This window comes from Caballeronia sordidicola (assembly GCF_001544455.2).
Lineage (GTDB): Bacteria > Pseudomonadota > Gammaproteobacteria > Burkholderiales > Burkholderiaceae > Caballeronia > Caballeronia sordidicola.
In genome coordinates this window covers 205,588-219,801 of sequence record NZ_FCOC02000009.1, presented here as the reverse complement: position 1 = coordinate 219,801, position 14,214 = coordinate 205,588, and the positions used below count along the sequence as shown (strand labels likewise).

Here is a 14,214-nt window from a genome sequence, read left to right as displayed (position 1 = left end):
GTATCGAGGCCAAATTGGTTCTTTACAGTCATCGTTGACATATGCGAGGGCATCCTCTACTATTTTTGCGAGGATATCCTCGCAAAAAGCGATTGACCCGCCGCTTGCCCTCGCCGATCTCACACACACTCGCCAGCCATGACTCATGAAACGCTTCGCCGGTTTTCAGGATGGATCGAGGAATCAACGCCGGCCTTCCAGTGGGCCGCGCTCATCGTTCTCTCTGTCGGCTTTGGCGCCGTTCTCATCTGGCTTGGGGTGCCAGCGGCCATGTTGATCGGACCTCTGCTTGCCGGGATCGTCATTAGCGGCAACGGCGGAAAACTCCGGCTCACGCCGCGCGCTTTCGTCCCGGTCCAAGGGCTCATCGGCTGCATGATCGCCGGAATGCTGCCGTCGTCGACCGTAGGCGAATTCAGTGTTCACTGGCCCGTTTTTGCCGCCGGCGTTTTTTCCGTGATCGTGGCCAGCGGCGTGCTCGGTTGGCTGCTGGCCCGCATGCGCGTCCTTCCGGGCACTACCGCGTTATGGGGCGTCAGCCCGGGCGCGGCGACCATCATGACGCTAATGGCCGAGGCTTACGGCGCGGACGCGCAACTGGTGGCCGTCATGCAGTACCTGCGGGTCCTGATGGTGGCGGCGGTCGCCTCCGTCGTGGCCAAGGTAAGCGGCGTGGGGCCGCACCATGTCGCACCAGCGATCATCTGGTTTCCCGCGCTCGCCTGGTTGCCGCTGACCAAGACGCTCGCCCTCGCGGTGCTTGGATCGCTTCTCGGACGGCGGCTGCGAATCCCCATGGGTCCGATGCTGGTCACGCTCGTTGCCGGCGTCGTCCTGGTGCGTCACGGCTGGCTCACGATTGAACTGCCGCACTGGTTGCTGGCCGTGGCCTATGCGTTCGTGGGCTGGAGGATTGGCTTGAGATTCACGCGTGCGCTTCTTGCGCACGCAGCAAGGGCGCTGCCCCGCATCATCGCGTGCTCGTTGGCCCTGATTGCAGTGTGCGGCGGGATTGGGGCAGCGCTCGTCGCCGTGGCCGGCATTGACCCGCTGACCGCGTATCTGGCGACAAGTCCCGGAGGCGCGGATTCGGTCGCGATCATCGCGGCGTCGAGCAACGTGGATGTGCGCTTCGTGATGGCCATGCAGATGGCGCGCTTTGTGGCCGTGCTGGCCGTCGGTCCTCTGGCCGCCCGATTCCTCGCGCGGCGCACTGCGGTGAAGGCAGATACCGCCGGACCCGAAGACACTCGAAGTTGTTGAACGCATCAGCGACGTTTTTATTTTCTACTACCATCGAGGTAATCACATGCAGCATGTTTGGGCGTTTTTCGTCGGGGCGCTTGTGTGCAATTGCGTCCCGCATCTGGCTTCCGGCTTGCAGGGACTTGCTTTCCCTACTCCGTTTGCCCGGCCAAGAGGCGTGGGTAATTCCCCGCCGCTCGTCAACGTAATCTGGGGATTCGCCAATCTCGCCATCGCCTTCCTGATCGCGGCGCACAACGCGAACTCGCTGGACATGGGCCCGGATGCCGCAGCGGGACTTGCCGGGGGACTCGCCATCGGGATCTACCTGTCGCTTCATTTTGGCAAGGTTCAGCGAAACCGGCGAGCGGACTGAAAGCAGTCAGCATCATCGGAAACGAGACGTCACTATTCCCCGGCGAGGAATAGTGAATGCGCAGCCGCTCCCCTATATTCCCGCTCTTCGCGCGGCCATAATTCCAGACAGCCAACCTCGTCCGTCCGGGAATCCATGCGCCTGCTTCATGTCGTCGCGTCGCCACGCGCCGAGCGTTCCGCTTCGCTCGATGTCGCTCAAAGCCTTATTGGGCATTGGCACGATCTTTATCCGCAAGGCGAGGTGGATACGCTCGATGTCTGGCGCACGGAATTGCCGCCCTTCGACGGCCCGGCGCTCGGTGCGAAATATGCCGGAATCGAAGGCACGCCAATGAGCGCCGAACAAGACCGCGCATGGCGGCAGATTGGACAACTTGCCGAACGCTTCCGACACGCCGATGTCATCGTCATCAGCACGCCGATGTGGAATTTCGGCATTCCGTACCGGCTCAAGCACCTGATCGACGCGGTATCGCAGAAGGACCTGCTGTTCACATTCGATGGAAAAAACCTCACCGGCCTGCTTGCCGGCAAACGGCTCATCGTGATTGCGGCGAGAGGCGCGCCGCTCGGCGGCGATTACCCCGAAGCGGACTTCGACCATCAGGTTGCGTATCTGCGGACCTGGGACCGGATGGCAGGCATCACCCGCTTCGAGCCGATCACGGTGGAAGGGACGCTGCTCGGCCACCAAGCAGATCAACAGGGCCGTCGCGCCGCGCGCGCGAAGGCCGCCGAACTCATCGCGCAGCCCTGATACACCGGCCGCGGCTGCCAACCAAAGGAGAGATACATGATGGAAAAACGCACACTTGGAAAAAGCGGGCTCGAAGTATCCGCTCTCGGACTCGGCTGCATGGGAATGAGCTGGGCCTATGGCGCCGCGGGCGACAGAAAGGAAATGATCACGCTAATCCGCGATGCGGTCGGCCTTGGCGTCACATTCTTCGATACAGCCGAGGTCTACGGCCCCAAGGTCAACGAGGAACTGGTCGGCGAAGCGCTGGAACCCGTGCGCGAACAGGTCGTGATCGCGACCAAGTTCGGCTTCGAACTCGATCCGTCGGGCGGCCCGCTGCCCGTTGGCGTCAACAGCCGCCCCGGGCACATCAAGCAGGTAGCGGACGCAGCGCTCAAACGGCTGCGCACGGACCACATCGATCTTTTCTACCAGCATCGTGTCGATCCGAACGTGCCGATCGAAGACGTTGCGGGCGCAGTCGCCGATCTCGTCAAGGCGGGCAAGGTGAAGCACTTCGGGCTTTCCGAGGCGAGCGTGGCGACGATACGCCGGGCGCACGCGGTGCATCCGGTCGCGGCCGTGCAGACCGAATACTCCCTTTGGACCCGCGATCCGGAAGCGCAACTGCTTGGTGCGCTCGAGGAACTGGGTATCGGCTTTGTCGCGTACAGCCCGCTCGGCCGCGGCTTTCTGGCGGGTGCATTCAAGCGCGGTGAGGCGCTGGCATCGGACGATCTGCGCCGCCGCCATCCGCGCTTCCAGCCCGACGCGATGCAAAAGAACCTTTCGCTGGTCGAAAGCCTGACCGATATTGCCAACGGCAAAGGCATCACCCCAGGCCAGCTTGCGCTTGCATGGGTGCTCGCCCAGAAGCCGTGGATCACGGCAATTCCCGGCACACGCAAACGCACGCGTCTTGAAGAGAACATCGCGTCGGCCAGCGTGAAGCTCACATCAGCCGACCGCGAGGCGATAGATGCCGCCATCGCGGCGCATGCGGTGCAAGGCAAGCGCTACGGCGACAACGAAATGTCGATGCTCAACCTATAACCGCCGCATGCATACGGCGCGCCCGAAGCCACGCGAGGCTTCGGGCGCGTCGCCCACTCATTCTGCGAAGAACGCTGCTCGATCACATCAGGCGATCGAATAGCCGCCGTCGGCGATCAGCGAGTGGCCCGATACATAGCTCGAATCATCCGATGCCAGGAACGCCACGATAGTGGCCATCTCCTCCGCCGATCCCCAGCGCCCCGCTGGCGTTCCCGCCGCGAACGATTGCTGTGCTTCCACCGAAGGCCAGATGCCCCGATGATGAAAAGGCGTCTCGATCAGGCCGGGGCACAGCGCGTTCACGCGCACGCCGCGGCGAAACCATTCAATCGATGCAGTCTTCGTCATGCCGACCACCGCGTGCTTGCTCGCGATATACACCGACGCATTTTCGAAGCCGATCACGCCGCCCATCGACGCGTTGTTGATGATGCTTCCCGAACCCTGCCTGAGCATGACCTCGGCTTCGTACTTCATTGCGTTCAGCACGCCGCGCACGTTGGGCTCGAAGACCATGTCAAAGCGTTCGGCATCCTGTTCCAGGAGCGGCGCGAACACGCCCTCGGTGCCCGCGTTGTTGAAGGCGACGTCGAGCCGTCCATAGGTCGACACCGCGAAGTCCACCATGTTCCTGAGATCCTCTTCCTTCGACACATCGACCGTGATGGCCGCGGCATCACCATGCGCGGCGGTTATTTCCTGAACTACCTGATCAAGCTCATCGCGGCGACGGGCCGCGACCACCACCTTCGCGCCGCGCCGGGCCAGCTCCAGCGCGGTCGCGCGCCCAATACCGGAACTTGCCCCGCTGACGAGCGCTACCTTGCCTTCGAGCTGACGTTGTGTTGCCGTGACTGCGTTCATGCCTTCATCCCTCCTTGCTGTGACGTTGCCGCCGATTGACCAAGTGAGCGTGCGGTGTATCGATGAATGCGCCCCACGCTTGAAGGGAAGTATGGAGAGATAGAAGATGGATTTAAATGGAACAATCAGGCATTTAAAATTCCTAAAAGAGGAATTAATCGGCGTCGCTTGACCCTGAATCCTTACGCCATGAAAATCCAGACCGGGAACAATAAAGCCGGCCTCGTTCTTCTCCCTGGAATAATGGACACCTTCGACCGATGCTCAACCGACTTGAAATCCTGAAGATTTTCGCCGCTGCGTCAACGTCGCCAACATTTCGCGAGGCGGCGCGACGGCTTGGCGTTTCGCCTCAGGTCGTCACGCGCGCGGTGCGCGAACTGGAACAGTCATTGGGCGAGACGCTGTTTCACCGCAGTACCCGGAACATCCAGATCACCGCATTCGGCCAGTCGTTCGCGCTCAAGGCACAAGCGGCGCTGGGCGCGGTCAACGGTCTTTTCGACCCGAGCGCGGTCGGCTCGGACGAAGCGGCCGGCACGGTCAGGATCACCGCGCCAGGCGGACTGGGACGGCGCTACGTCCAGCCGCAACTCACCGACCTCATGACGCGCCATCCGGGTCTCGTGCTCGACCTGAGGCTGTCCGATACGCCGTCCGCCGTTGTCGACGAACAGATCGACATTGGCGTGCGGGCCGGCGTGATGGGCGACAACCGCTTTGTCGCTCGCGTGATTGGACCGTTGCCAATCTGGGTGGTCGGGTCTCCCGCGTTGATCGAGCGGATAGGTGAGCCGAAGAATTTGAAGGATCTGGAAGCCATGCCGGTCACGAGCCTGATCGATCGCACGAACGGCCGGCCCTGGCCATGGATTTTCCGGGGCGAGCGGCATTTCCTGCCGCAATCGCCCGCGTTCGTGACAGACGATACCGAGGTCGAAATCGAGGCAGCATGCGCGGGTATCGGCTTTAGTCAATGCACCGAATATCTGGTGAGGCCGCATGTGGAAAGCGGCCGATTGGTGCGAATACTGCGGCGCTTCGAGCCCGAGCCATGGAAGCTGCACGTATACCGGCCGCAGCGCGGCCCCGTGCCGAAACGGATCCGGCTGGTGTTCGACGAACTGGTCCGAAAACTTCCGTACGCCACGCAGCGCGACTGACGTCGCGATTATCGCGGGCGCATGGCCAGCGTTGCCTTTACCTTGCCTTTCTTCCCAATGCAAACAAAGTTCCGGCCACGAGAATAAATGCGCCGATAATCACCTTCTGCCAGGTGCTCGGCACGCCGACGAGGATCAGCACGCTATTAATGAGCGTAACGAGCACCACGCCGAGCAGCGTCCCGACAACGGTTCCCGTCCCGCCCGTAATCCTCGCGCCGCCCAGAATCACGGCGGCAATGACATCGAGTTCAGTTCCGACGAGATCAAACGGATTCGCCAGCCGATTGGTTGATACATGCAGGATTCCGGCAATTCCCGCCAGCATTCCGGTGTAGCCGAACACGAACAAGTGAATCGCGCGCAGGTTGTACCCGAGCCGCTCGGCAATCGGCAAGCTTCCGCCCATTGCATAGACGCCGCGTCCCATCATTGTCCGATTCAGCAGCCACCATGTCACGACCGCTGCCACAAAGAGCGCAATCACCGACACCGGCAACACCGCCCGAAGTCCGTCGTTCGTGTGATAGAAAAACAGCGGCAGACGCCCGAAGCTATCCATGCTGTGCGGAATGTTCATGAAGAACTGCGTCCCCACGAACGTCAGCAGCAAACCGCGATACAAATACTGCGTGCCAATCGTCACGATCAACGAAGGCGCTTTCAGCCGATGCACGAGCACGCCGTTGATCAGTCCCAGCAACACGCCGCCCAGCGCGCCACACAGCAGGATCAGCGCAAACGGCGCATCCGGCCACCATGCGAACACGGCCTTGGTGATGGAGTACATCGTGAAAGCGGCGATTGCGGTGAACGATACATCGATACCGCCCGACGCCAGCACCACCAGCGTCCCCAGCGCAAAAAGCGAGACTGTCGTGCCGGAATGCAGCAAGTCGAAGACCGTCGCGAACTGGAAGAAGCGCGGATTGAGCGTGCCGACTACCAGGCACGTGACAATGATCAACCCAAGCGTGAACCATTCCGGGTTACGCACCAGACGCGCCGTAAAGCTCAACTGCCGCACTTGCGGCGCGACGTCGGCCAGCGGCGCCTTGACCTGCGATGTCTGAGCAACGCGATGAATTGACTCGCTCATGCTGCCTCTGAAAGTAGTGCGTGGTAAAGATCGGCCTCGGTCAACTGTTCCGCCCGGTATTCGTTCGAAACGCGGCCTTTCTTCATCATCAGGATTCGATCGGAATTCTGCAGCAGTTCGGGCAGGTCATCGCTGATCAGGATGATGCCAATGTCCTCTTGCGCGAGCCGCTGCATGATGCGGTAAATGATGTCCTTCGATCCCACGTCCACGCCAACGGTTGGCCCATGCAGGATCAGTACGCGCGGATCGATGGCGAGCCATCGGCCGATCAACACGCGCTGCTGGTTGCCGCCCGAAAGCGATTGCACGGGTTTGTCGACGTCCGGCGTCGCGATCTGCAAGTCCTTCACCGTGCGCTCGGCAAGCTCGCGCGCACGCTTCCTGTCCACTTGCCCGAAGCGGTCGCGCAAGCTCGATATCAACGCGGTGATGACGTTGTCGCGGATGGATTTATCGAGGAACAGGCCTTCGTTCAGGCGGTCTTCCGGCACGTAGCCAATGCGTTGCCACTTCGCGTCCGAAGGCGTTTTCAGCCTTACGACGGAACCGTCAAGCGTGACAGTGCCGCTATCCGCGGGCGCGACGCCCGCCAGCGCTCGCGCGAGTTCGTTGCGCCCCGAATCCAGCAAGCCGGTCACGCCAAGAATCTCTCCGCGATGCAGCGAGAACGTGACATCGGCGAACTGGCCCGAACGCGATAAGCCCTTGACGTCCAGCACGGTGTCGCGCCCATCCGCGACCCCGGCCTTCCGATACCGCTCGTTCGATAGCTGCTTGCCCGTCATCAACTCGCCGATCTGCGCCTTCGTATAATTTTCGATAGGACCTTGCGCCATCTTCTGGCCGTCACGCAGCACGATCACTTCGCCGCCAATGGCGTAGCACTCGTCGAGCTTGTGGCTCACGAACAGCACCGCGACGCCATCGGCGCGCAGCTTCGCGAGCACTGCGATCAGGTTATCGACTTCCTTTTGCGTGAGCGATGTCGTGGGTTCATCCATGATCACGAACTTCGCTTCGCTCGCAATCGCGCGCGCGATCGCCACGAGTTGCCGCGTTGCCAGCGGCAATTGTTCTACCAGCGTCGCCTGAAAGTCGGCGTCGCCGGGAAGACCCACGGCTTCGAGCGCGCGTGCGGCCGTGCGTGCGAGCGCCCGGCGATCGAAGGTCCGCGCAAGCCGGCCGCCATGTTCAGCGAGTTCCGAAGTCAAACCCACGTTCTCCGCCACGCTCATGTTCGGCAGCAGCGAAAGATCCTGATACACGGTCTCGATACCCGCCGACAACGCTTCCAGCGGCGCCAGCCGCGCATGCCGCACGCCTTCGATCACAAGCTCGCCCTGATCGGGCGGCTGCGCGCCCGAGATGATCTTGATCAGCGTGCTCTTGCCGCAGCCGTTCTCGCCGAGCAGGTGATAGATCTGCCCACGCTCGAACGCGAGGCTCACGCCACGCAGCGCATAGACGCCGGTAAAGCGTTTATGGATATCGACGACTTCGAGAAGCGGGACTGTACTCATCATTGAACCTTCAACCCTTTCAAGCTTCTTGACGACAGCGCGCATGGTTCCTTTCGGGACGCCATGCACGCCTTGCATGCGGTCGGCTGCGATCAGAACGGGTACTGCTTGTAGTTGGTCTTGTCGACGTCGACCCAGCCGGTGCCGCGCACGATGATGCCCTTGCCCGGCCCCTTGCTCACCGTGACCTTGTTATAGCCAACGATACCCAGGTCCGAGCCGTTCGCAACCGTCTTGCCATCCACGAGCATCTTCGCGATCTTGTTCATTGCCTCGCCCGCGAGCTTCGGGTCCCAGAAGGCGATGCCGTTGATCGCGCCGCTTTCGAGGAACTTGCCCGCTTCCGTTGGCAGTCCGGTGCCATACACGCAGATCTTGCCGACCTTGCCCGCCTCTTCCACCGCGCGGCCAATGCCGATCACATCCAGCGACGACGACCCCTGAAAGCCCGTCAAATCCGGGTGCTTGCGCAGCACTTCCTTTGCAACCTGATACGCGCGTTCGCCGTCGTTATTGGTTTCGAGTTTCGGCTCGACCAGATCCATCTTCGGATACTTCTGCTTTGCATTGCCAATACCGCCGTCCGCCCATTGAACCTGCGAACGGCTGCCAAGCGAGCCAACGAGCACCGCCCACTTGCCTTGCGAACCCATGCACTTCGCGAGACGTTCGTTCAGACCCGCGCCGTACGCGGTGTTATCGAAGGCTTCGATATCGACCATGGTGTTCTTGGCGTTGTCCGCTTCATGCGTGACCACCTTGATGCCGCGATCCATCGCTTTCTTGAGCGCGGGTTCGAGCGTTGGCGGATCGTACGGAACCACCGCAATAGCCGTGACCTTCTTCGCAATCAGGTCTTCGATGATCTTCAGTTGCTGCGCCGCGTCCGCACGTCCCGGACCCGTTTGATACGCGTTCACGCCGGGATTGTCCTTGGCGAATTCCTTCACGCCGTCGTCCATGCGATTGAACCAGTTGATGCCCGTGACCTTCACCACCGTGACGATGGTTTCATTGGTCGCGGCTTGCGCGGCGGCAATGATGCCGCCAGTCAGCGTGACAGCGGCGAGCGCGATGGCAATACGATTGAGTTTCATGCGTTTGTCTCCGTTATGGTTCGTATGTGCAGCACATGAGATGAAGCGAAAGTCATGCAGCGGGTGGTTTTGGCACCTTCGTTACGGGCGCGGCGCCGCCCAATCCGAAGATCGCGCGAACGCGTTCGCCACCGGCCAGCGCCAGCGACGCCAGCAGCAGAAAACCCCAGGCGCAGTCGCCAAAGAACTGCGATACACCCAGCAAGTTGAAAAGGCTCGACAAAAACTGCAGCACGGTTGCGGCGAGGAACACGCACACAATGCGCCCATAACCGCCCGCAGGATTCACGCCGCCCATCACGGCGATCAGGATTGCGATCAGCAAGTACGAGTTGCCGTAATCCCACTTCGCGCTTGACGTATGCGTCGCGCTGATCAGTCCGGCAAGCGACGCCAGCACGCCACACATGCCATACGTCACGATCAGCATGCGGTCGCGCGGAATGCCGGCGTAGAACGCGGCCTTCGGATTCGTGCCCATCAGGTAGAGCCGCAAGCCGAACGGCGTGCGCTTCAACAGCCAGCCGAGCAGCAACACGGTCGCCACAAAGATCCACAGCGATATGGGCACTTGCAGGAACGTGCCATTGCCGATTGCCGAAAGCGCATCGAGATATTCCACGCGCACCGACGCGCCGTTGCTCAACACCACGGCAATGCCCGTGAACAACAACGACGTGCCGAGCGTGCATAGAATCGGCGTGAGCTTCAGCCGCGCGATGATCACGCCGTTCATCAAGCCGCCGATCAATCCGAGCGACACGGTGATCGCGCAGAAGACAGCCGTATAGAGCACGGGTGAATCGTCGGCGGAAATGAACATGGGCAGCACCAGCGCCGCGACCATGCCGGAAAGATTGGCGAGCGCGACACCCGACAGGTCAATGCCGCCATTGCCCGATACCATCGAGAGCATGATGCCGAGCGCGAGCAAGCCAAGCTCGGGCAACTGGCTTCCCATCGACTGGAGGTTGTCGATATCGACGAACTGTCCGTGCGATAAAACCGTCGCAACGATCACGACCAGCAGGTTTACCGCGACCAGGAAATTCAGTTGCCGGTCGGCGAGCCATTCGGCGAGCCATTTCGATGCAGACATCCGGGCGCTCCTCCGTTCAGGAATGTTGAGCTTGTTCGCCGAGCACGGCGTGAATCTCGGCGAGCTTCGGCATGGACGGCGCAGTACCGGCGCGCGTCACCGACAGGCTCGCGAGCGCGCAGCCGAAACGTACTGCATCGAGCGCACTTTCGCCGCGTGCGAGCGCCGCCGCGAAACCGCCGGTAAAGCCGTCGCCCGCGCCCGCCGTTTCCACGACACGGCCGCAATTGAACGCCGGCACCAGCACCGATTCCTCGGGCGTATGCAGCAACGCGCCCGCTTCGCCAAGCGTCACGATCACCGCTTTCACGCCTTTGCCAAGCAATACATCGGCGGCTTTGCGTGCGTCGTCCACGCAGGAGATGGCTACGCCCGTAAGCGCCGTCGCTTCGGTTTCATTCGGCGTGATGTAGTCGCACAGCGGGAAGATGCCGTCATCTAGCGGGAACGCCGGTGCTGGATTGAACACGGTCGTCACACCATGCCGATGCGCGATTTCCAGCCCGCGCCGCGCCGCCTCAACGGGTTGTTCGAGCTGCGTGACGAAGACAGCGGCGGACGCTATGTCCGCCTCGATGGCGTCCACGTCTTCCGGGCACAGATGTCCCGCGGCCCCGGACGCCACGATGATCGCGTTGCCGCCCGTGACGTCGTCCACGAAGATATGCGCCGCGCCCGTGGCCACGCCCGGCGTTGCTGTGGCACGCGCCGTGATGCCTTCGGCGGCCCACGTCGAGCGCGCAATCTCGCCGAATGCGTCCGCGCCCAGGCGCGTGCAGAAGATCACGTTGGCGCCCGCGCGCGCCGCTGCGACCGCCTGATTCGAACCCTTGCCGCCGGGTCCCATCGCGAAAGCCGATCCGGCAATGGTCTCGCCCAGCAGCGGCATGCGCGCGGCGCGAAACGTCAGGTCCGTCACGTAGATGCCGAGAATGACGACGCTGCGGCTCATTTGGCGTTCCCCGAAGGCGCGTCGGGCGCAAGGTTCACGCCCTTTTTGAAGATGAAGCAGCCATAGCCGCGCGCTTCGCCGGTCGCGATCACGCAATACGCTTTCTTCGCACGCTCATAGAACGCGAAGCGTTCGACAGAAGCAAACGGCGTGGCACGGCCTTCGGCCGCATCGACTTCGCTCTGTGCTTCGCGTTGCACGGCGGGAAGCGCGTTTGCGTCGCCGACGACTTCCATGCGCTCGGCGGGATGATCGACAAAACTGTCCAGCGGAAATACCGACAGCACCGCGCGGATCGCGCGCGGCGCATCCACGCCGTCGAGTCGCAGCACGTGGCCGAGAACGGTCTGGCGCGCGACGGAATCGGCGGGGAAATTGGCATCGCAGATCACGACTTCGTCACCGTGGCCCATTGCGCAAAGCGCATGCAGGATGTCGGCGTTCAGCAGCGGATCGAGATTCTTGAGCATTGTGTCTCCTTCAGTTGAGCGGCCTCGCTGTCGTGCGAGGTCAAGCGCTCACGATTCTATTTCTTCTGCTTCTACTGCGGATTCGCCCTCGGTGCGTCCGGGTCAGGACTCAGTCGCCATAGGGAATCCAGATGTTCTTTACCTGCACGGCTTGCCGCAGGAACGGCAAGCCTTCCGCCACGTTCGAATCGAACCAGTCGAATACGCGGCCATGATCCACGAACGTGCGCTTCAGGTTGCCAACGGACTCACGTTCCACCATCGCCGATACATCCGCGCCGCCGAACGACCAGAGCGCGTCGACATCGTCATGCTTCGCGAGCGTCGAGGCCAGCGGCTTGCGCTCGCCCGTGACGATGTTCAGCGCGCCCGCCGGCACGTCCGACGTCTCGACCACCTGATAAAAATCCGTCGCCATCAGCGGGCAAGTTTCGCTCGGCACGGCCACCACGCGATTGCCCAATGCAAGCGCCGGCGCAATCAGCGAAACGAGGCCCAGGAGCGGCGCTTCGTCCGGACACACCACGCCGATCACGCCGAGCGGTTCGTGCATTGCGAGCGCCACGCCTTTGAGCGGCGGCGAATGCACCGCGCCATCGAACTTGTCGGCCCACGCGCCGTAAGTGAACAACCGCGTGATCGATGCCTCGACTTCGCGGGCAGCAAGCGCCGAAGACACGCCGGTTCGCGCCACGAGTTGCCGCGCGAATTCGTCCGAACGCGCCGACAGGTTTTCCGCGAGGTAATACAGCACTTGCGCGCGGTTGTGCGTGCTCGCTTGCGACCACTTTCCCGCGCCGCGCGCGGCAGCCACCGCATTGCGCACGTCCTTGCGGCTGCCCTCGCCGACCTCGCCCACGATATTGCCCGACGGCGCATGCACGAGCCGCGTATAACCGCTATCCGGCCGCACCTGCTTCCCGCCGATAAACAATTTCGCCGTGCGATCCAGCGCGCTGACGTTGCTTTCCGAAGCAGGACCAGAAGCGGACACGGACGCGGCGGCCTGCGCAGAAGCAGCAGTGCGGACGGCCAGCTTAGACCACGCACGCGGCTTCAGATACTCGTAAATCCCCTCGCGTCCGCCTTCGCGACCGAAGCCCGATTCGCGATATCCGCCGAAGCCCACGCCCGCGTCGAAGAGATTGGTCGCGTTGATCCAGACCACGCCGCATTCCAGACGCGGCGCAATATCGAGTGCGCGGCCAATGGTCTCGCTCCACACGCTCGCGGCGAGCCCATAGCGCGAATGATTCGCCAGCGCGACGGCTTCGTCGGGCGTGCGAAAGCTCATGGTCACGAGCACGGGCCCGAAGATTTCGTGTTGCGCCAGCGTGGACGACGGCGCGACATTAGTCACCAGGGTCGGCGGATAGAACGCGCCTTCATCCGGCATCCGCACGCCTTTGGGCTGATGAATCTCGCAGCCTTCCTCAACCCCGCGCGCCACCAGCGACTGAATGCGTTCGAGCTGGACCGTATCGACAATCGCGCCCATGTCGATGCCCTTGTCGAGCGATGGCCCCACGCGCAGCGTATCCATGCGGCGCTTCAGCTTGTCGATGAACCGCTTTTCCACGCCTTCCTGCACGAGCAGCCGCGAACCCGCGCAACATACTTGTCCCTGGTTGAACCAGATCGCATCGACGACACCTTCCACCGCGCTGTCGAGATCGGCGTCATCGAAGACGATGAAAGGCGACTTGCCGCCCAGTTCCAGCGTCAGCGATTTACCCGATCCCGCGGTCACCACGCGAATCTGCTTGCCGACTTCGGTAGAACCCGTGAACGCAATCTTCGCCACGCGCGGATGCTCGACCAGCGCGGCGCCCGTGCGGCCGTCGCCCGTGACCACGTTCAGCACGCCCGCGGGCAAACCCGCGCGCGCCGCCAGTTCGGCGAACAGCAACGCGGTGAGCGGCGTGTATTCGGCCGGCTTCAGCACCACGCAATTGCCGAGCGCAAGCGCGGGCGCGATCTTCCACGAGAGCATCAGCAGCGGAAAATTCCACGGCACGATCTGGCCGATCACACCCAGCGGCGCCCACTCGGCGAACTCGCGGTCCTGCAATTGCGCCCAACCCGCGTGATGCAGGAAATGCCTTGCCACAAGCGGTATGTCGATGTCGCGCGACTCGCGGATCGGCTTGCCGTTATCGAGCGATTCGAGCACGGAAAAAAGGCGCGCATTGCGCTGGACCATCCGCGACAACGCATACAAATGACGCGCACGGCCCGCGCCGCCCAGCGCCTGCCACGCAGGCAACGCACGTTCGGCGGCATCGACCGCCGCATCGACATCCGCCTGATCGCCTTGCGCAATGCTTGCAAGCAACCGCCCGGTAGCGGGTTCCGTGGAGTCGAAGCGCTCGCCGGCTGACGGCTCGCGAAACGCGCCATCGATGAAATGACCCAAGCCGTTCGCATGCTGGTCCAGCCACGCGCGCGCGGCGCCATCGTCTTCCGGTGCAGGTCCGTAATCCATCGAGGAGAAGTAGTCGGCTACGCTCATTGGGAGCTCATGTAAGA

At 62.4% G+C, this 14,214-nt stretch carries 13 protein-coding genes; 5 read left to right on the top strand and 8 right to left on the bottom strand.

Translation table 11 applies throughout. The annotated features are described in order from the left end of the window. The first annotated feature begins 138 nt into the window (after positions 1–138). The 4 genes from AWB64_RS16705 (at position 139) to AWB64_RS16690 (ending at position 3,415) form a co-directional block, all read left to right on the top strand. Positions 139–1,263, top strand: a complete 1,125-nt coding sequence (locus tag AWB64_RS16705) for an AbrB family protein (protein ID WP_060856530.1) — start codon at positions 139–141, stop codon at positions 1,261–1,263. Between the two features lie 46 nt (positions 1,264–1,309). After that, on the top strand, positions 1,310–1,621 hold the full coding sequence (locus AWB64_RS16700) for a hypothetical protein (protein ID WP_060856529.1): 312 nt from the start codon (positions 1,310–1,312) through the stop codon (positions 1,619–1,621). Positions 1,622–1,756: 135 nt separating this feature from the next. Then, positions 1,757–2,380, top strand: a complete 624-nt coding sequence (locus AWB64_RS16695; RefSeq protein WP_060856528.1) for an FMN-dependent NADH-azoreductase — start codon at positions 1,757–1,759, stop codon at positions 2,378–2,380. A gap of 39 nt (positions 2,381–2,419) precedes the next feature. Further along, a complete protein-coding gene (locus tag AWB64_RS16690) occupies positions 2,420–3,415 on the top strand; it encodes an aldo/keto reductase (protein WP_060856572.1) in 996 nt (331 codons plus the stop codon). 87 nt (positions 3,416–3,502) lie between these two features. On the opposite strand, the gene AWB64_RS16685 is transcribed toward AWB64_RS16690, so the two are convergent. Beyond that, on the bottom strand, positions 3,503–4,282 hold the full coding sequence (locus AWB64_RS16685) for an SDR family NAD(P)-dependent oxidoreductase (RefSeq protein WP_060856527.1): 780 nt from the start codon (positions 4,280–4,282) through the stop codon (positions 3,503–3,505). A 260-nt stretch (positions 4,283–4,542) separates the two neighbouring features. Here AWB64_RS16685 and AWB64_RS16680 point away from each other — a divergent pair, with 260 nt between their 5' ends. Then, positions 4,543–5,445: a LysR family transcriptional regulator gene (locus tag AWB64_RS16680; protein WP_060856526.1), complete on the top strand. Its 903-nt coding sequence runs from the start codon at positions 4,543–4,545 to the stop codon at positions 5,443–5,445. Positions 5,446–5,482: 37 nt separating this feature from the next. On the opposite strand, the gene AWB64_RS16675 is transcribed toward AWB64_RS16680, so the two are convergent. The 7 genes from AWB64_RS16675 to AWB64_RS16645 all read right to left on the bottom strand — a co-directional run bounded on the left by AWB64_RS16675 (position 5,483) and on the right by AWB64_RS16645 (position 14,197). Then, entirely contained in the window at positions 5,483–6,544 is a 1,062-nt protein-coding gene (locus AWB64_RS16675) for an ABC transporter permease (RefSeq protein ID WP_060856525.1), read from the bottom strand. Further along, a complete protein-coding gene (locus tag AWB64_RS16670) occupies positions 6,541–8,070 on the bottom strand; it encodes a sugar ABC transporter ATP-binding protein (protein ID WP_060856571.1) in 1,530 nt (509 codons plus the stop codon). The genes AWB64_RS16675 and AWB64_RS16670 overlap by 4 nt, the downstream gene beginning before the upstream one ends. Before the next feature lie 89 nt (positions 8,071–8,159). Continuing rightward, positions 8,160–9,164 (bottom strand): autoinducer 2 ABC transporter substrate-binding protein, encoded by a 1,005-nt coding sequence (locus AWB64_RS16665; RefSeq protein WP_060856524.1) that lies wholly within the window; start codon positions 9,162–9,164, stop codon positions 8,160–8,162. 52 nt (positions 9,165–9,216) lie between these two features. After that, positions 9,217–10,263, bottom strand: a complete 1,047-nt coding sequence (locus AWB64_RS16660; protein ID WP_060856523.1) for an ABC transporter permease — start codon at positions 10,261–10,263, stop codon at positions 9,217–9,219. A 16-nt stretch (positions 10,264–10,279) separates the two neighbouring features. Then, positions 10,280–11,215 carry a ribokinase gene (gene rbsK / locus AWB64_RS16655; protein WP_060856522.1) on the bottom strand — a complete coding sequence of 312 codons (936 nt, stop codon included), beginning with the start codon at positions 11,213–11,215 and terminating at the stop codon, positions 10,280–10,282. Continuing rightward, positions 11,212–11,685 carry an RbsD/FucU family protein gene (locus AWB64_RS16650; RefSeq protein WP_060856521.1) on the bottom strand — a complete coding sequence of 158 codons (474 nt, stop codon included), beginning with the start codon at positions 11,683–11,685 and terminating at the stop codon, positions 11,212–11,214. The genes rbsK and AWB64_RS16650 overlap by 4 nt, the downstream gene beginning before the upstream one ends. A 109-nt stretch (positions 11,686–11,794) precedes the next feature. Further along, a complete protein-coding gene (locus AWB64_RS16645; RefSeq protein WP_060856520.1) occupies positions 11,795–14,197 on the bottom strand; it encodes an aldehyde dehydrogenase family protein in 2,403 nt (800 codons plus the stop codon). Positions 14,198–14,214 lie beyond the last annotated feature (17 nt).